We start from the raw sequence: 20840 nt of genomic DNA, 5'->3' as shown, positions 1-20840 counted from the left end.
CTATGGCTCGCGAAGACGAACTACGCACTTACATGAAGAAGGCGATCCGGGAACTGCAGACCACCCGCGCGCGCCTCGATGATGTGGAAGCGCGGGCGACCGAGCCGATCGCCATCGTCGGCATGGCGTGCCGTTATCCGGGTGGGGTCACCTCGCCGGAGGAGTTGTGGCAGGCGGCGGTCGAGGGGCGCAGTCTGGTGTCGCAGTGGCCGGCCGATCGCGGCTGGGATGTGGAGGGCCTGTTCGATCCCGAGCCGGGTGTGCCGGGCAAGTCGTATGTGCGCACGGGCGGATTCCTCGACGGCGCTACCGGATTCGACGCGAACTTCTTCGGGATCAGCCCGCGTGAGGCGCAGGCTATGGATGCGCAGCAGCGACTCGTGCTCGAGACGGCCTGGGAGGCCTTCGAGCGGGCGGGCATCGACCCGACGACTGTTCGCGGTAGCGCCACGGGGGTCTTCGTCGGCTTGATGCCCGACACCGAGGGCCCGTCGTCGCGCGATATCGACGATCGGGTGCGCGCGACGATCGAACAGTTCCTGATGACCGGTCAGGCGTCGAGTATCGCCTCGGGCCGGGTGTCGTATGTGCTGGGGCTGGAAGGTCCGTCGGTCACTGTGGACACGGCGTGCTCGTCCTCGCTGGTCGCGATTCATCAGGCGGTGCGATCGTTGCGCTCCGGCGAGTCGACGATGGCGCTGGCCGGCGGTGTCACCGTGATGGCGACGCCCGCCGCGTTCGTCGCGTTCTCCACCCAGCGTGCGCTGGCGGCCGACGGCCGATGCAAGTCGTTCGCCGCGGGCGCCGACGGCACCGCGTGGGGCGAGGGCGTCGGCATGCTGCTGCTCGAGCGCGTCTCCGAGGCCAGGCGCCTCGGGCACAAGATCCTGGGCCTGGTGCGTGGCACCGCGGTGAATTCCGACGGCGCGTCCAACGGTCTGACCGCCCCGAACGGGCGGTCCCAGCAGCGGGTGATCCGATCCGCGCTGGCCGATGCCGGGTTGAGCACGACCGAGGTGGACGTCGTCGAGGCGCACGGCACCGGTACCCGCCTGGGTGACCCCATCGAAGCGGAAGCCTTGCTCGCGACCTACGGCGCTGAGCGCGAGGGCGGGGAGGCGCTGCTGCTCGGGTCGCTCAAGTCGAATATGGGGCACACGCAAGCCGCCGCCGGGGTCGGTGGGCTGATCAAAATGGTGATGGCGATGCGGCACGGGGTGGTGCCGCCGACACTGAACGTCGACGAGCCGACGCCGCATGTGGACTGGTCGTCGGGCTCGGTCCGGTTGGTCACCGAGGCGCGGGCATGGCCCGCGACCGGGCGGACGCCGCGCGCCGCGGTGTCGTCGTTCGGGATCAGCGGCACCAATGCGCACGTCGTCATCGAGCGGGGCGAGTCCTCGCCGGAGATCGAGCGATCGGCCGCAATCGTCGCACCGCCGGTGATTGCGTGGGTCCTCACCGCGCGGTCCGACGCGGCGGTGGCCGCGCAGGCAGGCGCGCTGCTCGGTCGGGTCGAGGCAGAACACGGCGCCGACCCGGTCGATATCGGTGTCGCGCTGCTCGACACCCGCGCCCGGTTCGAGCATCGCGCCGTGATCGTCGGCCACGATGCCCAGGAGCTGACGGCCGGGCTGCGAGCACTCGCGGACGGGCAGGGCGCACCGAATGTGGTGCGTGGCAGCGCCATCGCGGCCGTCACTGCGGCGATGTTCCCCGGTCAGGGCGCGCAACGCGCCGGGATGGGGCACGAGCTGTACGAGGGTTACCCGGTCTATCGCGCCGCTTTCGACGAGATCTGTGCGGAATTCGATCAGCATCGCGAAACGCCGCTGCGCGAGATGATTTTCGACGATCGGGCGAACGCGACCTCGCTCGACCGAACCGAGATCGCCCAGATCGCGCTCTTCGCTACCGAGGTGGCGATGTACCGGCTGGCCGAATCCTGGGGATTGCGACCGGCATTCGTGCTCGGTCACTCGATCGGTGAGATCGTGGCGGCCTATGTGGCCGGGGTCTGGTCGCTGCCGGATGCCTGCACCCTGGTCGCCGCCCGTGGTCGGCTCATGCAGTCCGCGCCGCCGGGTGGGGCGATGGTCGCGGTCGCCGCGGACTCCGAGACCGTCGCCGAACTCGTGCGTCGATACGACGACGTGAGCATCGCCGCGGTGAACGGGCCCGCGTCCGTGGTTGTTTCGGGTGCGCACGCGTCCGTGACGGCCATCGCCGAGCAGTTGGCGGCCGACGGCGTGCGTACCCACCGATTGCGGGTGAGCCATGCGTTCCATTCGCCCCAGATGGACGTGGTGCTGGCCGAATTCGGTGAAGTCTGCCGGGGTCTGACCTATCGCCCGCCGACCGTGCCGGTGATCTCGGCGCTCACCGGCAAGGTGGCCGAGGCCGCGCAGTTGTGCTCGCCGGAATACTGGGTGAGCCACCTGCGCGAGCCGGTTCGCTACCTGGACGCGGTGCGGTGGGCCCGTGAACAGGGCGGGGTCAACTGCTTTGCCGAGCTGGGGCCGGGGGCCGCGCTGACGGCGATGGTGCACGAGATCGTCGACGACGGTGCGGCGATGGCCGCCGTCGCGTTGCAGCGGCCGGGCCTCGCGGGCGACCTCGCGTTCGTCGCAGGACTGTCCACTCTGTATTCCCACGGAGCAGCGCTGGATCCGGGCTCGCTCTTCGAAGGCGCCGACGCCCGCCCGGTAGACCTGCCGACCTATGCCTTCCAGCGCGATCGGTACTGGCTCGAGGTGAGCGAGGGCAGCAATGTGCGTGGCGCCGGGCTCGACGCCGACGACCATCCGCTGCTCGGTGCGAAGATCGGTCTCGCTCAGGACGGTGGACTGCTGCTGACCGGGCGACTGTCGCTGCACTCGCACCCGTGGCTGGCCGGACACCGGATCGGTGGCGCGGTACTGCTCCCCGGTACCGCGTTCATCGAACTCGCTTGGCATGCAGGTCAATTCGTTCAGTGCCCGACCGTCGGCGAACTCGTGCTCGAAGCCCCGCTCGTGATTCCCGAGACCGGCGCGGTGGAACTACAGGTGCTGGTCGGACCGGCCGGGGAATCCGGGCATCGGACAGTCGGGGTGTACTCGCGCCTACAGACAGCGTCGGTGGAGGAACTGCCGTGGACCGGACACGCCACCGGCACCGTGCAACCGTCGGACGAGATCGCGGTGCCGGCCGGGGGTGCCTGGCCGCCGGTGGGTGCGGTGGCGGTGGCCGTCGGCGACCCGTACGAGGCGATGGCCGCGGTCGGTTACGACTACGGCTCTGTTTTTCGAGGTCTGCGCCAGATCTGGCGCCACGGCGACGAGGTCTTTGCCGAGGTGGCACTGCCCGAATCAGCCATCGGGGAGGCCGCCGAGTTCGGTCTGCACCCCGCGCTGCTCGACGCCGCACTGCACGCGATGATCGCGACCGGCACGGTCGGCCCGACCGAATCCGGCAAGATCCGGCTCCCGTTCGCCTGGGAAGGCGTCTCGCTGCATGCGGTCGGCGCGTCGTCGCTGCGGGTTCGCCTCACACCGGTCGGCACCGACCGCATCGGTCTCGAACTCACCGATTCGGCAGGTAGGCCGGTGGCCAGTGCGCGATCACTGGCGCTGCGCGAGATCTCCCTCGAAGCGCTGGGTCAGCGCCCGGCGTCCTCGGACGGCGGACTGTACGAGATGAACTGGGTGACCGTACCCTCGCCCGAACCCACTGCGGGACCGGGCGAATGGTCCGAGCTGGACTCTGTGGACGGCAGGGTAGCTGTAGAGCGCTGCGCACGCGCTGATCGCGATCTCGTTGTCGTGCGCGTGCACAGCGATGTCACCGCATCCGTTCCCGCCGCCGTGCGCGAGCAGGTGATCGCCGTGCAGACGGTGGTGCAGCGATTGCTCACCGACGACGAATTCGCCGAGGCGCTGGTGGTTTTCGTGACCAGCGGCGCGGTGGCGATCCACGGCGCCGAGGATGTCGGTGACCTGGCCGGCGCGGCGGTGTGGGGTCTGCTGCGGTCCGCGCAGAACGAGAACCCCGGCCGCATCGCGCTGCTCGATCTCGATGATCGCAGCGACTACCGCGAGGCGGTGCGCAGCTGTGCCGCACTCACCACCGAGCCGCAACTGGCGATCCGGCACGGGGAGACGCACGCGCCGCGCCTGGTGCGCGCGGGTGCGGACACGGTCGGGTCGGCTGAGCTGCTCGGTGCGCACGACTGGCGATTGGTCGACCACGGGCGCGGAACCCTCAACGGCGACAACATGATTCTGGCGCCGGCCGAGATCGAGCCGCTCGCACCCGGACAGGTGCGGATCGCGGTGCGGGCGGCGGGTGTCAACTTCCGCGATGTGCTGATCGTGCTCGGGATGTACCCGATCCCGAACACCGCCATCGGTGGTGAGGGTGCGGGGGTGATCGTCGAGGTCGCTCCCGATGTGGTGGACTTCGCGCTGGGCGATCGGGTGATGGGCATCTTCACCGGCGTCAGCGCGACGGTGGTGGCCGACCGGCGCACGGTGATCAAGATTCCGGAAGGCTGGTCGTTCGACGAGGCGGCGGCCGCACCGATCGTGTTCGCGACGGCCTATTACTCGCTGGTCGACCTGGCGCGGGTGCGGTCGGGGGAGTCGCTGCTGATCCACGCCGCCACCGGCGGTGTCGGCATGGCCGCGGTCCAGTTGGCCCGCCATCTCGGGTTGGACCTCTACGTCACGGCCAGCCCCGGCAAGTGGGATGTGCTGCGCGCGAACGGCTTCGACGACGAACGGATCGGCAATACGCGAACCACCGAGTTCAAGGCGAAGTTCCTCGAAGCGACCGGCGGACGCGGTGTCGATGTCGTGCTCGACTCCCTCGCGGGCGACAAGGTCGACGCGTCGCTGGACCTGTTGCCGCGCGGCGGTCGGTTCATCGAGATGGGCCTGACCGATCTGCGTGACGCCGACGAGATCGCGGCAACCCACCCGGGCGTCCGGTACCAGAACTTCATCCTGATGGAGGCAGGCCCGGACCGGCTGCACGAGATCCTGACCGAACTGCGCAAGCTGTTCGAATTCGGTGACCTGCAACCACTTCCGGTGACCCGGTGGGACGTGCGGCGTGCGCCCGAGGCATTCCGTCAGCTGAGCCAGGCACGCCACATCGGCAAATACGTCCTGACCGTGCCGATCCCACTCGACCGCGACGGCACCGTTCTGGTGACCGGCGGCACCGGCGGCCTCGGCGCACTGGCCGCCCGGCATCTGGTGGCCACACACGGAGTTCGGCACCTGCTGCTCACCAGTCGTCGCGGACCCGACGCGGACGGCGCGAGCGAACTCGCCGCCGAGCTGACCGCGCTCGGCGCCCAGGTCGGCATCGCCGCCTGCGATGTCGGCGACCGCGACGCTCTCACCGCACTGGTGGCGGCGATCCCCGCCGCGCATCCGCTCACCGGCGTCGTCCACACCGCGGGCGTCGTCGAGGACGCGCTGTTCAGCGAGCACACTCCCGAACACATCGCCACAGTGTTGCGCCCCAAGGCCGATGCCGCCTGGCACCTGCACGAGGTGACCGGCGGGCACCCGCTGGCGATGTTCGTGATGTACTCCTCGATCGCGGGCCTGCTCGGCAACCCGGGCCAGGCGAACTACGCCGCGGCCAACGGGTTCCTCGACGCGCTGGCCCAGCACCGCAGACACCGTGGCCTGACCGCCACCGCGATGGCGTGGGGGCTGTGGGAGCGCGGGACCGGCATCACGGGGCACCTGACCGAACGCGACCTGCGGCGAATGCGCCGCGAAGGGCTGGTCCCGCTCACCGACGACGACGGGATGGCCCTGTTCGACAACGCCCTGTCGACCGGCAGAGCACTGGCCGTACCCGCACGCCTCGACCTCACGGCACTGGGCTCGCTCGGCGATGTCGACGAGATGCCCGCGATGCTGCGGTCGCTGCTGCGCGGCCCGCGCCGGGCGGCCGGCGGTGGCTCCGACGAGTCGGCGAAGCTGCTGTCGAGCCTCACCGGTCAGGAGCCCGCCGAACAGGAGCGGATCATCCTCGGCGTCATCCGGTCGCACGCGGCGGCCGTCCTCGGTCACGCGTCGGCGGAGGCGGTGCCCGCCGATACCGCGTTCACCGACCTGGGTTTCGACTCGTTGGGCGCCGTGGAATTCCGCAACCGGCTCGAGGCGGCCACCGGCGCGAAGCTGCGCACGACGATCGTCTTCGACTACCCCAACGCCACCGCGCTGGCGAGCTACCTGCGCACCGAGATCGCGCCCGTGGACGACCCGGGCGCCCGCATCGCCGGACAGCTCGACGCAGTGGCGGCGGGATGTGCCGGTGTCGAGCTGCCACCGGAGCGAGTCGAGGAACTGCTGCTGCGGATCAACGACCTGGTGCGCACCCTGCGCGGCGACTCGGCGCGCGATCTGGTCGACAACATCGACGGTGCCGACGACGACGCCCTGTTCGATCTCATCGACCAGGTCCGTTCGGTCTGAGCCGAGACAGAAAGCGAGAGGCCGATGGCCACCGAAGCGGAACTTCGCACGTATCTCAAACGCGCCACCCGGCAGTTACAGGAGACCAGACAGCAGCTCGAGGACGAGCAGGCACGCGCACGGGAACCGATCGCGATCGTGGGGATGTCGTGCCGGTTCCCCGGCGGGATCGAATCGCCCGAGCACCTGTGGGAGGCGCTGATCGAGGGGCGCGACCTGATCTCGGAGTTCCCGGCGGATCGCGGCTGGGACGTGGACGGGTTCTACGATCCCGACCCGGACAAGTTCGCCAAATCCTATGTGCGAGAGGGCGGTTTTCTCGAAGGTGCGGGCGAGTTCGACGCCGGATTCTTCGGGATCAGCCCGCGCGAGGCCGAGGCGATGGACCCGCAGCAGCGCCTGCTGCTCGAGCTCGCCTGGGAATCGATCGAACAGGCCCGCGTCGACCCGACGACATTGCGCGGCACCGATACCGGTGTGTTCGTGGGATTCAGCGATCAGGGTTACGGATTCGGCGCCACGCAGGCCTGGGATGGGGCGGAGACGTACTACTTCACCGGCAACCATGCCTCGATGGCGGCGGGTCGGGTCGCGTACCTGCTGGGTCTGGAAGGACCGGCGGTCACCGTCGACACCGCCTGCTCTTCGTCGCTGGTCGCGATTCATCAGGCGATGCAGTCGCTCCGGCTGCGCGAATGCGGCATGGCGCTCGCCGGCGGCGTGACGGTGATGTCCACCCCGATGCCGTTCGCGCTGTTCTCGCGTCAGCGTGCGCTGGCGCCGAACGGTCGATGCAAGTCTTATGCCGCGGGCGCGGACGGCACCGCCTGGGGTGAGGGCGTCGGTGTCGTTCTCCTGGAACGTCTGTCGGAAGCGCAGCGACACGGGCACCGAGTGCTCGCGGTACTGCGCGGTTCGGCGGTGAACAGTGACGGCGCCTCCAACGGGCTCACCGCACCGCGCGGACCGGCACAGCAGCGGGTGATCGGGTCCGCGCTGGCCAACGCTGGTCTGCGCGCGTCCGACATCGACATGGTGGAGGGCCACGGCACCGGCACCGTACTCGGTGACCCGGTGGAGGCGCAGGCCCTGCTGGCCACCTACGGGCAGCGCGACGGTGCGCCACCACTGCTGCTGGGATCGGTGAAATCGAATATGGGACACACGCAGTCGGCCGCGGGCGTGGCCGGACTGATCAAAGCGGTACAGGCGATCCGGCACGGCATGGTTCCGCCCACGCTGCACGTGGACGCGCCGACCTCGCACGCCGACTGGACCGGAGATCGAATCCGGCTGGCGCTGCGGCCACAGCCATGGCCGACCACCGAACACCCACGCCGGGCCGCGGTGTCGTCCTTCGGCATCAGCGGCACCAACGCCCACCTGATCATCGAGCAAGCACCGGAATCCGAAGCTCCCGCGGTGATTTCGGCCGACACCCGCCACGCTGTGTCGCCCACGGTCGCCTCCCCGCAGACTGTCGCCCCGGCGCAGGCGAGGCCCACGCCCTCGCCGACTCCGTGGCTGCTCTCGGCACGCACCGCCGCCGCACTGTGTGACCAGGCGGCCCGCCTACGCACGGCAGTCGCGAATTCCCCGGACGATCTCGCCGACATCGCGCACTCCTTGGCAACCACGAGAACGAGATTCGACCATCGCGCCGTCGTCGTGGCGAACACCCGCGGCGAGTTCCTGGACGGACTCACGGCCATCGCCGAGGAACGCACCGCCCCCTCGGCAGTCCTGTCACGCCGTGGCACCGGCGGCAGACTGGCGATGATGTTCCCCGGCCAGGGTGGGCAACTCGCGGGCATCGGCCGCGGGCTCTCTGACACGTACCCGGTGTTCGCCGAGGCGCTCGACACGATCTGCGTGGGTTTCGACGCCTATCTCGAGCATCCGTTGCGTACCGAGATGTTCGGGACGGGTGAGTTGCTCGTGCGAACCGACTACACCCAGCCCGCCGTGTTCGCCCTGCAGGTGGCTCTGTTCCGGCTGCTCGAATCCTGGGGAGTGGTACCGGATTTCGTTGTCGGTCACTCGATCGGTGAACTCTGCGCCGCGCACGTCGCGGGTGTGCTGTCCCTGGACGACGCCATGGCTGTGGTCGCCGCGCGTGGTCGGCTGATGCAGCGGATGGACCCGGGAGCGATGGTGTCCGTACGGGCATCCATGGCCGAGGTCGCGGCCTCCATCGCCGGTCGCGAGGCCGAGGTATCGGTCGCCGCGGCCAACGGGCCGAACGCCACCGTGATCGCCGGCGATGTCGCCGCGGTGGGTGAGCTCGCCCGGCACTGGCGCGAACGCGGCCGACGAGTAGCCAGGCTGGGCGTAGACCGGGGCTTCCACTCGCCGCACGTGGATGCGATCGTCGACGAATTCCGCTCGGTCGTCGCGACCGTTCGCCTCCAGGAACCGCGCATCCCTTTCCTCTCCACCGTGACCGGCACGGAATCCACACCGGGACAGCTCACTTCGATCGACTACTGGGTACGTCAGGCCCGCGAGCCGGTGCGTTTCCACGAGAGTGTGCTGCGGCTGCACGAATCCGGCGTCGTCACCTATCTCGAACTCGGCGCGGGAGACACCCTGTCCGGCCTGGTCTACGAGACACTCGCCGATACCGGCAGCACAGCCGTTCCGGTGCTGCGACCCGGCACCGACGAAGCCGGTTCGGCGATCAAAGCCATGGCGGGAGCCTGGGTGGCCGGTGCCGAAGTCGGTTGGTCGGCACTGTGTTCCGGCGACACCGCCAGAGCCGTGGATCTGCCGACCTATGCGTTCCAGCATCGCCGCTACTGGGTCGACACCGACAGCGCCGTCCTCGAAAGCATGATCGGCGTAGCCGGCGCCGAACTCGCCGGTGACCGGATCGCCGGTCGGCACGACGCACCGGCAGGGGAGGCAGCGTCCACGCGTTCGGACCTGCTGACCGTTCCCGAGGACCGGCGCCGCGATGTCGCGGTTGGCCTGGTGGTCGATCAGATCCGCGAGATCCTCATCGACCTCACCGCGGACGAGATCGACCTCGACGCCACCGTTCTCGCGATCGGGCTCACCTCGCTGTCCGCTCTCGAACTGCGCGGAAGGATCAATGCCGCCGCGGGCACCCAGCTCTCGCTGGAGGATCTGTTCACCCACCCGACGCCACGGGCACTGGGTGCCGTACTCGCCACCAGGATCTGGAGCGACGCGCCGACCCACGAGGCGGTGCTCGCATGAGCGGGGGACTGTCGCCGGTACGCGGCACCCTCGGGTTCGAACAATTGGTGCCCGCCGCGCTGGCTCACCGGCGCGGACTCGCCGAGGTCTACGTCGCCGACACCGCCGTCGTCGGCAGCTCGGAATACCTCGCCGCCGTGCAGGTGCCGCGGGCGCACTCGCTGTGGTTCGATCGGCTCGTCGCCTACCACGATCCGTTCTCCGCCGTCGAGGCCGTCCGCCAGGCACTGCTCGTCGTCGGTCAGCGACACCTCGGTGTGCCCGCCGACGCGCCGGCCAGCCTGCAGCGGATGGCGTTCGCGGTGGAAGACCTGAGCCTGTTCCGCGACAGTGAACGGGACCCGCTCGAGGGGGTGGTGCGCCTGCGTCCCGGCGCGGCGGGCACCGGGCGCGGGTACTACCACGACGTATCCTTCGACGCCACGCTGTCCGTCCACGGGGCGCTGGCCATGACGCTGCGCGGCAGCGGAATCACCTTTCCCCGTGACGCTTACGACGAGTTCCGCGAACTCCAGCAGGGCAAGCGCTCCACCCTCGCCGCGGTCGGTCCCGACTCGGTGCGGCGATTGCCACCCGAACTCGTCGGCAGGCGCGACCCACGCAATGTCGTGCTGGCCCGCACCACGGCGCAGGACCTCGTCGTGGTGGTGGACCGCGGCCATCCGAGCTTCTTCGACCATCAATACGACCATGTCCCCGGCCCGTTGCTGCTCGAGGCGTTCCGGCAGGCAGCGGTGCTGTCCGCGACCTCGGCGGGACTGCTCGGCTCACCGGTCGCCGCGGTGATCGACCTCGAAGCCCAGTTCACCGACTTCGCCGAACTGGACGCCCCCATCACCTGCACCACCGCCGCCGTCGGCGATCTCGACCTGGACGAGATCACGGTCGAGGTGGCGCTGCACCAGTACGGCAACCGCATCGCCCTCGCCCACGTCGAGTTGGCGCACTATCCCGTGTCCACGCAACGACAGGAGCTCGGATCATGACGACAGCATCGGCGAAACGGTACGCGGTCATCGGCGGCGGCTTGTCCGGCATCGGCGCCGCGTTCGCGCTGCACCGGGCAGGCCACACCGTCGAACTGCTCGAGCAGGACGCGGTGCTCGGCGGCCGCTGCGGCTTCGATTCCCTCGGCGGTCGGCCGATCATGATGGGCGGCAAGAACATCGGCCGCCGTTACCACGAGCTGCGTGGGTTCGTCGCCGCGTCCGGGGGACGGGCGTACGAGCCCTTCGGGATCAACAGCTCGCAGATCATCAACGGCGAACTGGTGACACTCGACAACCCCGGCATCGCCGGATTCCTTCGCCATCTGCTGCGGATGGGTTCGCCGATCGACGCGGCGCGCATGCTCTACTACGGTGCGCGCGTTCGATTCGACGAACGCAATCGCTACCTGGGGTCGGACTGGTTCGGGCGCGCGGGCACCGCCAACGACAGCGTCGCGCTCGGCGCGCATTTCGGCGCCGAGTTCGGACGTACTGTGTTGCGACCGTTGACAGTTCGGCTCAACGCCGCCGAGCCGGACGAGGTGTACCTCGGCGCGTTCGGGGTGAGCCTCGGCATGGTGCAGGATCGCTACGACCAGCTCGTCGACGGCATGCAGCCGGTCCTGGACTGGTTCGCCGGACAGGTGCCGGTCCGGCTCGGCACCCGCGTGGATCGCCTCGTGGTGCGCGACGGCCGGGTGATCGGGCTCGATACCGTGGAAAACGGTGGTGCCACTACCTTTTCCGCCTACGACGGTGTTGTCCTGGCAACCCCGGCGCACGCCGCGGCCGGCCTGCTGGAACCCGTGGTTCCCGCGCTGAGCAAGGCATTGAGCGAGGTGGCCTACTACCCGTCCACGGTCGCGGTGGTGCAGTACGAGCGGCCCTTCTTCGGCAGCACCGTTCGCTCGATCGCGTTCGACTCGGGGCCGTGCAGTGCCGCGGGGGTCTACGGGGTGAACGATCTCGATATCGTCCGCTACACCTTCAGCGGGCGCGATGCCCGGCCGAGTCCGGATGCGCAGCTCTTGGCGACGTGGATCGACGACGCCGAGGCGAAGGTGCGCGGTCATCTCGGCGGCCCGGCGATCGAGCGGGTGCGGACCGAAACGCGCAGCTGGGCCGCGGCGCATTGCGCCTACCTCCCCGATCACGCCGGTTTCCGCACAGTGGTGCGCGAACAGACCGAATCCGTTGCGGGACTCCAGCTTGCGGGTGACTACCTGCTGGGCGCCCAGTTGGAGGCCTGCTACCGATCCGGCATCGCCGCGGCCCGGGCATTGATCGCGTGAGCCAGGTCCGGGGCGCCACGCGAGATCACGCGGCGCCCCGGGTGTGCACCATATCGTCGGCGAGCAGTGCGATACGGGCCCGCAGAATGCCCTCCGCGGTGGTCAGGTCGAGGTCGGTCAGCCCGCTCACTCGACGCAGCCGGTAGTCGATGGTGTTGGGGTGCACATGCAGCCGCCGGCCGGTGGCTTTGCGATTGAGGCCCGTGGCCATATAGGTCCGCAGCGTTTCCAGCAGCTCGGGATGGGTGGCGAGTGGGGCGATGACACCGGCCAGATGCTCGCGCGCCGGACCGGGGCGGGTGAGCTGATATTCGATCGCCACATCCGAGAGCTCGTACAGTCCAGCGGGTTTGGCGATGCCACGCACCAGCTCGAGCAGCTCGTGTGCCTCCTCGGTGGCCTGCGGGATCTGCTCGGTCGGGGCGGGTACCAGGGTCGCGGTGAGCTCGACTCCCGAGGTCGCGCTGATCGTGGCGAGGACATCGCCGGTCATGCGCACCAGCTCGGGTTCATCGCTCGGGATCAGCAGGGTGCCACCGTTGGTGCTCAGCAGGGCCAGTGATCGTGAGGCGAAGGCATCGGCCAGCGCCGCTTGCACCCGCCGCAGTTTGCGGCGCGCCACCACCTGCGCGTCCACGCGCGGGTCGTGCTCCTCGGCCAGCTCCGGAATCATCAGCGCCACCACCTGATAGGAATCGGCGACTCTGATCCCGGTCTGCCGGGTGAGCGCGCCGACGCCGTGGCCGCTCAGCAGCGCCGACACCATCGTCTGCGCACCGGTCTGGTGTTCCTTGGCGACCTGGCGCTGTTCGTCGAGATAGGCGCTCGTCACCGTCGCGTTGATGACCTCGAGCGTGCGCAGCAGCAGGCGGGTACCCGCGACGACCTCGGCGAGGTCGGCTGCGGTCACCTGCCCGACGACGAGCTCGAAGCCGATCCGGAACCCCTCCGCGTAGGCGCGCAACAAGGTGCCGACGGGCACGCCTTCCCGCGCGTGCTGGGCGGATGCCGCGCGCAGCGCCACCAGTTGCTGCTCGGACGGCGTGGTGCGCTTGTCCAGCATCTCCATCGCCAGCGCCAGGCAGCGGCGGGTGAACTCGGTGACGTCACCGCGCATCGCCTCGCTCGGCAGTGCTTGGCAGGGCATCACGTTCTCGGCGAAATAGGAGACCAGCTGCGAAACCAGCTCGTCGGCGTTTCCCAGAAAACTCGACGCGGCCCGGCCGCCCGCGATGGTGAGCGGATTGGGTATCCGGTCCATGGCTTGAGAATTCATCGAGTGCACTCCGGTGTGGCAGACAGCGAATGGGGCTGGTCGTGGGACTTGTGTGAATCGCAACATAGCCACATCGGAGGTCGTAGTCGCCGGTCCCATGGAATGGCCTGGTGGGATCACGACGGCCTCACAGCCGGGGTTGTGCGGACTCACAAGCGCGTGGGGTCACCGTTCGCTGCACGGTTGCGGTGCAGGCCGACGCGGTCATAGACCGACGTGCTCGCCGCGCCGAGTACCAGTCCGACCGCCAGGCCCAGCGCGGTCATCCAGAAACCCCTCGCGAGCCCGGACCCCAGATCGGCGTCGAAGTACAGGATCGCGCGGACCGCCGTGTACACCTGATGCAGCGGTTCGAACGAGGCCAGCACGCCGAAGTAGCGAGGGGTGGCCTCGATCGGCACCGAACCGGCCGAGGACGGCAGCCCGAGAATGACGAACACGATCAAGTTCACCAGTAGCCCCGCCGAGCCGAGCGCGGCGAGCACCGACAGGCCGGTGACACCGACGGCGATCATCGCGAACGCGCTGTAGAGAAACAGCGGAAGGGGCTGCGCGATCGGCATTTCCAGCACGCGCGCGACGACGAGCAGTACCGCTGCCACGAGGTGCGCCGCGACGATGAGCACGCCCCATTTGAGCAGCAGTGTGCGCCATCGGGAGATCCGCGCGGGTCGCACGTGCGGTGACCACGGCCCGTACTCGGTCGGCACGAATCCCAGTGCGCCGTCGACCATCGTGTGGACGATCATCGCGCCGAGCGTGCCCGCGAGCAGGAGTACGAGAGCGTAGAAGAACGCGCCGAGCCCAGCCCCGCTGCCGTCGGGCAGTGGATGGAACTCGGTGTGGATCACCTCGACCGGGTTGCGCAGTGTCACTGCGGTCGCACCCGGCAGTGCGTAGTCAGGACCGAGTGACCCGGTCACGGTATCGAGTAGTTGCTCACCGATCCGCGTGTTCACCTCGGTCAACGCCCGGTCGCTGAATCGCTGTACGATCGCCGAGGCGAACGCGCCGGTGCGTGGATTGGTCCGCACGGTGATCGTGGGACGTTCGATCTCGCCGGGAATCACGCTTCCCATGCCGAGATTGCCGAGTCGTTTGGTGAAGTCGCCCGCGATGATGATCGCGCCGTAGAGTTCGCCGCTGCGTAGCTGTCTTTCGGCCTGGGCAATTCCCAGTACGCGCAGGTCGATCTTGTCCGCGGGGACACCGTCGCGCAATGCTGTGGTGATCTCGTTGCCGATATCGCGCCACTGCGGCGGTGAACCGAGCGTATCGCCCACATCCTGGTCGACCAGCGCGATCGGGAAGTCGTGCAGATTCTTCTCGGGGTCCACGATGTAGCCGAGATACATCGTGGCCATCAGCGCACTGAGCAAGGTCAGGACGATCGTCGGGAACAGCCAGATACGCACCGCCGCACGCTAACAGCGGCCGAGGCCGCGCGGCGGTGCGTTGGAATCTGTCCAACGCCGGTGATCGAGCGTTGGCGCCGGTCCGAAAAAGCTCACACGCCGGGTAACGGTTTCGCGTCGGACGGTACATTCATGAATGCCGAAATCACGTGATCGCTGAGGTAGAGCCTCAGTTCTGAACGCCACTCGGAGGGGATGCCCGCCGGGACCATGTCGAGTGCGTCTTCGACCTCTTCCCATATTCGGGGAAAGGGGATTCCGTTGCGCGAACAGGATTCGACGGCGACCATCAGCTGTTGCGTCAGGCAATCCATGTGGACGGTCGGTGTCACAGTGAATGCCGTGTCGAGTAGCAGCTCGAGATCGTCCATTGTTTTCCCCTTACCGGTTTCGCACCCCTGCTGTGCGCTCAACGTAGGTGACCGATTCGCGGTGTGGGAAATCGTGCGGGGGTTACTGGTGGTTCAGATATCTTTCGGCTGCCGACTTGTGATCCGCACCGACCGGCCGGTGTAGGTTCGACCGATGACCTCCACCGCCCTGTACTGCGGCACTCGCTGGGACGAGCAGGGTCGATGGTTCTACGAGCTGCTCGGCGACGACGGGAGCACCGAGCTGCTGCCCGGAATCGGCACGCGGCTGGCGTTCCGGATCACCGATTCGGGACGATTCTGCTTGGGCTACAACGGGTTCGGTGCGGGACGTCGCGGGAAAGTTGCGTGTCCTCGTCGCGCACGGGTCGAGACCGGGCGCCAGTGCGAGCAGTGCCGGGTCACCGAGGGGTGGTCGGTGGTGCACAGCCACCGGGGCCCGCTCACGGCATTGCCCGAACAGGTCCGGGCTTATATGTCGCAGCCGCACCATCTCTACATCGCGTATTTCGGGGACGGGATGACCAAGGTCGGTACGGCCTCGGCGTCGCGGCGCAATCGCCGTCTCTTCGAACAGGGTGCGCTGGTCGCCCGGTTCATCACCGATTCCCCGGACGGGCTGCACGTTCGAGATCTGGAACGGACGGTGACCGAGCGAGCCGGGATCGGGCAGGCGGTCGCCGGGGTCACCAAGACCCGCATCCTCACGAAACCGCTGCGTCCCTGGGCGGTGCTGGAATCCGCGGTCGCCGACGCGGCCGAGCACGCCGCGGGCACGCTGCCCGCCGATATCACGCGCACCGACATCGCCTGGTCGGGTGGGCGGGACTTCTACGCCACGATCCAGGCGTACGGCCGATTCCCGGTCGCCACCGAAATCGCCGGGGAGCCAGGCGAATACGTCCTCGACGCGGTCACCGCGCACGGCCACACCATCGCCTGCCGCGACACCGCGGGCGCGAGCGAACTCGTGTTGGTCAACGACACCCGCCTGGTCGGTCGCCGCATCGAACTCGACTCCGCGATCACGGCGACGCCGGAACCCGCGCAGACCAGCCTGTTCTGAAGTCCGCTCACTCCATGGCGGCGAGTTGTGCCCGCATCGTGTCCAGTCCCATACCGCCCAATCGCAACGCGCGGGTGTGGAATCGCCGCATGTCGAACGACGCTCCAGCGCGCGCCCGGGCTTCCTCGCGAGCCGCCAGCCAGAGGCGTTCACCGATCTTGTAGGCGGGCGCCTGTCCGGGCCAGCCCAGGTAGCGGTCGATCTCGTCGCGAGCGGTGGTCTCGTCTTCGAGGGTCCGCGTCAGCAGGAACTCCAGGCCGAGATCGGGAGTCCACCGCTCGCCCTCGTGGAAGTCGGCGCCGGCCGGAATCTCCCACTCGAGGTGCATCCCGATGTCCACGACCACCCGGGCGGCGCGGAACAGCTGCTGGGAGAGCATCCCGAACAGGTGGCCGTCGTCGTCGAGGTAGCCGAGTTCCTGCATGAGGCGTTCGGCATAGAGCGCCCACCCCTCGCCGTGCCCGGAAGTGAACGACATCAACCGCTGGTAGGTGTTCAGCGAATCCGCCTCGTACACCGCGGTCGCGATCTGGAGATGATGGCCCGGCACACCCTCGTGATAGACCGTGCTGACCTCGCGCCAGGTCGTGAAATCCTCTTTGTCCGGCTCCACCGACCAGGTCATGCGTCCGGGTCGGTTGAAATCGGCGGTCGGGCCGATGTAATACGCACCGACGACTCCGCCCGGCGGCGCGATGGTGCATTCCAATCGCATGAGCTCGTCGGGGATCTCGAAGTGCTTCTCGCGCAACGATGTCAGGGCTTCGTCGGACATCTTCTGTAGCCACGCCCGGAGTCCGGCCCGCCCGCGCACCCGGTATTTCGGGTCTGCGTCGAGCGCTGTCGCGGTCTCGGCGAGGGAGGCACCCGGCGCGATCCGGGCGGCAACGGCGATCATCTCGGCCTCGAGCCGGGCGAATTCCGCCCAGCCCCAGTCGTAGGCTTCCCGCAGGTCGAGGTTCGCGCCGGTGAAATAGCGTGACCAGAGCCGGTAGGTCTGCTCGCCGACGGCATCCTTGGCGGGCGCGCTCGCCATGAGGTCGGCGCGCAGGAACTCGGCGAGAGCGGCATAGGCCTGCTCGGCCGCGTGCGCGCCCTGTCGCAGCCGCGCCAGCGGTGCACCCTCGACACCTTCCGCGGCGGCGACAAAAGTGGTGAAGAACCCGGTGTTCGCGCCGGAACCCGCCCAGGTGTCCGCCTGCTCGGCGACCTTGATGATCTGGCGCAGCGCACTGACCTGCCCGCGCTCGGCCGCGACCAGCAGCGAAGCCCGCAGACCTGCCAGCGCCTCGGGCACCCCCGCGAGACGCTCGGCGATCACCGCCCAGTCCTCGGCAGTCTCGGCGGCCATCACGTCGAACACCATCCGAATGTGCTGTACCGGACTTTCGATCACATTCAGCGCGGCGAGGGGGAGCCCGGCGTCGTGGATCTCCACGTCGAGCCCCACTCGCTCGGTGAACACGGCTTTCGCTACGCGTTCGCCGTCATCAGTAGGTTGTGCGGCGAGCATGGCGTGCAACGCATTTCGCGCTATCCGCTTCCGAATATCGTGCCCGGCAGGCGAATAGTCGGTCAGGCGATCGTCGTGTCCCGCGATGCCGAACATGGTCGCCGTGACCGGATCAGCGGCCGCGTAGTCCTCGACGAACCGATCACAGATCTCATCCACACCCATGCGGACACGCTAACGGCCATCGGCCGCCCGCGGGCAACCTACGATCGCGAGCACGGCCACCGCGGTGTGAGCGCGCCGCACCGGAACCGCTAGGCGCTCTGCCGACGCACGATCTCGGTGATCCAGGTGGGTGCGAACGGGGAGGTGCAGCCAGGGGGAGTGGGGTAGTCCTTCAAGACCTGGAGGCGTTCGCCGATGTCGAGGGCGCGGGCGCGATGGCCGGGGTGGTCGATACCGATCTGGGCGAGGCAGTGGTTCATCGCCCACTGCAGGCGATCGGGTGCGGTTTTCAGCTGCGCTTCGACGAGGTCGAGCAGACCGGTGAGGTCGAGGCCGTCGGGCTTCTTCGCGACTCGTTCGGTGGTCAGTGCCCAGCCCGCGCTCGCGACCACGGGGTCCGGGTCGTCGAACCAGGCGACACGCAGTTCCTCGGCGTGCGGGTTCTTCTTCACGACATAGTTGACGAGCCAGTCGTGGACCTTGGGTGTGCGCGCCTGGCGGATCATGGCGTCCAGTTCGTCACGCTCGAACATCTTCGGTCGGCAGATCAGCAGGGCGAGGAGTTTCGCCGCGGTGTCGTCGGTGTCCCAGAGTTGCCGGGCAAGCGCCGGTTGTGTCTTCAGGCGTTTGGCGAGCGCCCGCAGCTCGGTGAGGTTGACGCCGTGATCGTCGCCGTGCTTCTCGTTCACCGCGCGCATCTTCGGGTTGTCGAGGGCGGCCAGTTCGGCCAGCACCTCGTCCACCGTCGTTTCCGGCACCTGCGCCTCCTGGTCTAGTGCTCCTCGGAGACCATCATGCGTCGGACCGTGTCGAGGTGCCAGGGCCGGGTGCTCGGGACAACACCGCGACCAGGAAGTCGGAGTCGTCGGTGAAGGGCCGAAGATCCCAGGTCGACAGCAGCAGGTCGACGGTGAGCCCGGCGGATCCGGCGTCGGTCAGGAACTCGGCGAACTCGTAGCCGCGGTCCGCACCGAATCCGATGATCGCCCGCCCGCCCGGCGCGAGATGCCCGGCGAATCCCGCCAGCACCGCCGACCGGGTGGACGGGGCCAGGAACGTCATCACATTGCCCGCGCACACGATGGCGTCGAAGTCGGCGACGGGCAGGTCCAGCTCGGCGAGGTCGCCGACCAGCCATGTCGGACCGGGATGGTCCGCGCGTGCCGCGTCGATTAGTACCGGGTCGACATCGACGCCCACCACCGTGTGCCCCACATCGTGCAGGTATCCACCGGTCCGCCCCGGCCCGCACCCCGCGTCGAGCACCCGGCTGCCACGTCCGAGCATCGCGTCGACCAACCGCGCCTCACCCACGATGTCGGTCCCCTGCGTGGCAAGCGTCCGGAACCGCTCCACATACCGGCTCGAATGCGCCGGATCCGCGGCGACGATGTCCTCCCAGCCACTGGGTGTGCGCTCGTTCGACGCGTTCATGATCGCTCCCTCGATTCGGCCGCTATGCCAACCTTGCCGACCTTAGCCGCGATGGTGAGAAGTCCGAGCCGGCTGATCGGACGAGCGGCCGGCTGCGAACTGCCGCGAAGGCATCTGCCCTGCGCGGGAGCATCGTCTAGATCGATGGAGGCATCGCGGGCCTGAATCCGCTTGCCGGTGGTCGCTGGGCGCGGCTGCGGCGGATGAGGGTGACGATCAGAATGGCGATACCGAGAAGGATCGGGCCTGCGAGGGCGGAGCCGAGGTCTTGGCCGACGGCTAGGGTGATGCCGGGGCCGCCCACGATCACGAGTACCGCCGCCACGATCCACCCACCCGACGACTGCTGCGGCCGCACGGGGAGTTGGTGAAATGTCCGGCCCTGATGAGCGGTCGGATAGCGTGCGGGGTCGGACACAGCGGAGCCTCCTGAGCGCCGCGCGGTCTTACGGCTTCGCTGCTCAACTTATCTTGTCCCACAGACAGTTTCGTTGAACACTCGTGTGTCCTCCGGTGCCCACCCTGTGGTGGCGACCCGGCGACGGTCCGAGTGGTGACCGCGCGAGGCCGGCCACCACTCGGGACCCGTTACGGCGTCGAGTAGCCGATGAGGGCGCCGATGCCCGCACCGATCGGGATGGTCACCAGCGCGCCGACTCCGCCGAGGAAGAAGCCGAGCACAGCGCCGATGCCGGCGCCGATGAGCGCGCCGATGCCCGCGTTGTGCTGCTTGCGGGCCTCGGTGTCACCGGCCGCGTCGACGAATTCGGCCATGTTGGCGGTGACGACAGCCGGTGCGGCGGTGGGGGTCAGCGTCGCTGACCTGCCGTCGGCGGAGATCCCCGCGACCAGGTCGAAATCGCCTGCTCCGGTGATGATGCGGGTCGGCACGGCCGCGACCACGTTGCCCTCCCTGTTCGTGAGCGTGACCGCACCGCCGACGACCCGGAACGTGCCGTCCGGGGCGGACACCGTGAGCCCGGAGCCATCGGCCAGCGGACTCGCGGTGAACGCCACGCCGCTGTCGACACCCTGCACGATCGGAGCCGCGGCTGATGGTGCGGCCTGCGCGGTGGTGGTGGCCGCGAGGCCGACAGCACCTGCCGCGAGAGCGGCGATCACGCCGAGTCGTTGTGCGCCCGAAGTTGTTCGAGACGAGAAATGCATCCTGCCCCTCCAGTCTGCCCGCCAGATCCGGCGGAACATCCTCTGCCGGACCGGATCTCGGTCCGAGGACATTTTCGCATCGACGGCGATTCCGTGGAACCCACCAGCGGTGATACCGGAAAAACATCATCACTTCGACATAAATGATGAATTACATTGCCACACCGTAGATATCGGTACGGTTACCGGAAATATTCCGGTCCTACGGGACGGTCGACGGTCCCGGCTCGTCTTCGGGCTCCTGGACGACGACCAGGTTCGCCGACAGTGCCGCGGAATCGATACGGGTGATCGAGTCCAGCATCAACTGCGAGACATCGACAACCTCGACACCCTCGCCCTGACCCTGCTCCTGACGCGCGGTCACCCCATCGTTGAGCATCACCCGGCAGAACGGGCAACCCGTCGCGATCTTCGTCGGATTCGTCGACAACGCCTCATCGACCCGATC

At 68.5% G+C, this 20840-nt stretch carries 14 protein-coding genes; 5 read left to right on the top strand and 9 right to left on the bottom strand.

The genetic code is table 11. The features are described from left to right. Positions 1-2: 2 nt before the first annotated feature. From ACFVVI_RS33035 to ACFVVI_RS33020, 4 genes are read left to right on the top strand one after another with little or no spacing between them, the layout of a single operon-like run. Complete coding sequence (locus ACFVVI_RS33035; protein WP_387448557.1) at positions 3-6479, top strand: type I polyketide synthase; 6477 nt, start codon at positions 3-5, stop codon at positions 6477-6479. 24 nt (positions 6480-6503) lie between these two features. Then, complete coding sequence (locus ACFVVI_RS33030; RefSeq protein WP_387448554.1) at positions 6504-9701, top strand: type I polyketide synthase; 3198 nt, start codon at positions 6504-6506, stop codon at positions 9699-9701. Next, entirely contained in the window at positions 9698-10687 is a 990-nt protein-coding gene (locus ACFVVI_RS33025; protein WP_378995021.1) for an AfsA-related hotdog domain-containing protein, read from the top strand. The genes ACFVVI_RS33030 and ACFVVI_RS33025 overlap by 4 nt, the downstream gene beginning before the upstream one ends. Further along, positions 10684-11982, top strand: a complete 1299-nt coding sequence (locus tag ACFVVI_RS33020; protein ID WP_387448551.1) for a protoporphyrinogen/coproporphyrinogen oxidase — start codon at positions 10684-10686, stop codon at positions 11980-11982. Before ACFVVI_RS33025 ends, ACFVVI_RS33020 begins: the two co-directional genes overlap by 4 nt. A gap of 25 nt (positions 11983-12007) precedes the next feature. On the opposite strand, the gene ACFVVI_RS33015 is transcribed toward ACFVVI_RS33020, so the two are convergent. The 3 genes from ACFVVI_RS33015 to ACFVVI_RS33005 all read right to left on the bottom strand — a co-directional run bounded on the left by ACFVVI_RS33015 (position 12008) and on the right by ACFVVI_RS33005 (position 15044). Continuing rightward, positions 12008-13258 (bottom strand): PucR family transcriptional regulator, encoded by a 1251-nt coding sequence (locus tag ACFVVI_RS33015; RefSeq protein WP_378995016.1) that lies wholly within the window; start codon positions 13256-13258, stop codon positions 12008-12010. Positions 13259-13407: 149 nt separating this feature from the next. Then, positions 13408-14673: a YhgE/Pip domain-containing protein gene (locus ACFVVI_RS33010; protein ID WP_378995014.1), complete on the bottom strand. Its 1266-nt coding sequence runs from the start codon at positions 14671-14673 to the stop codon at positions 13408-13410. Between the two features lie 92 nt (positions 14674-14765). Continuing rightward, positions 14766-15044 carry a hypothetical protein gene (locus ACFVVI_RS33005; RefSeq protein WP_387448546.1) on the bottom strand — a complete coding sequence of 93 codons (279 nt, stop codon included), beginning with the start codon at positions 15042-15044 and terminating at the stop codon, positions 14766-14768. A gap of 154 nt (positions 15045-15198) precedes the next feature. Here ACFVVI_RS33005 and ACFVVI_RS33000 point away from each other — a divergent pair, with 154 nt between their 5' ends. Next, positions 15199-16110, top strand: a complete 912-nt coding sequence (locus ACFVVI_RS33000) for a hypothetical protein (RefSeq protein WP_387448543.1) — start codon at positions 15199-15201, stop codon at positions 16108-16110. Positions 16111-16117: 7 nt separating this feature from the next. On the opposite strand, the gene ACFVVI_RS32995 is transcribed toward ACFVVI_RS33000, so the two are convergent. The 6 genes from ACFVVI_RS32995 to ACFVVI_RS32970 all read right to left on the bottom strand — a co-directional run. Continuing rightward, positions 16118-17788 carry a DUF885 domain-containing protein gene (locus ACFVVI_RS32995; RefSeq protein WP_387448540.1) on the bottom strand — a complete coding sequence of 557 codons (1671 nt, stop codon included), beginning with the start codon at positions 17786-17788 and terminating at the stop codon, positions 16118-16120. 89 nt (positions 17789-17877) lie between these two features. Next, positions 17878-18546: a DNA alkylation repair protein gene (locus ACFVVI_RS32990; protein ID WP_387448537.1), complete on the bottom strand. Its 669-nt coding sequence runs from the start codon at positions 18544-18546 to the stop codon at positions 17878-17880. 34 nt (positions 18547-18580) lie between these two features. After that, on the bottom strand, positions 18581-19222 hold the full coding sequence (locus ACFVVI_RS32985) for a class I SAM-dependent methyltransferase (RefSeq protein WP_387448534.1): 642 nt from the start codon (positions 19220-19222) through the stop codon (positions 18581-18583). Between the two features lie 136 nt (positions 19223-19358). Next, on the bottom strand, positions 19359-19640 hold the full coding sequence (locus ACFVVI_RS32980; RefSeq protein WP_387448531.1) for a hypothetical protein: 282 nt from the start codon (positions 19638-19640) through the stop codon (positions 19359-19361). Between the two features lie 170 nt (positions 19641-19810). Further along, positions 19811-20389: a hypothetical protein gene (locus ACFVVI_RS32975; protein ID WP_387448528.1), complete on the bottom strand. Its 579-nt coding sequence runs from the start codon at positions 20387-20389 to the stop codon at positions 19811-19813. A 202-nt stretch (positions 20390-20591) separates the two neighbouring features. Further along, the coding region (locus ACFVVI_RS32970; protein WP_387448525.1) for a hypothetical protein at positions 20592-20840 on the bottom strand (249 nt) is incomplete at its 5' end.

Source organism: Nocardia sp. NPDC058114 (assembly GCF_042884695.1).
In the GTDB taxonomy this organism is placed as follows: domain Bacteria; phylum Actinomycetota; class Actinomycetes; order Mycobacteriales; family Mycobacteriaceae; genus Nocardia.
The sequence above is the reverse complement of the archived record's forward strand: the minus strand, read 5'-3'. Positions and strand labels throughout refer to the sequence as shown.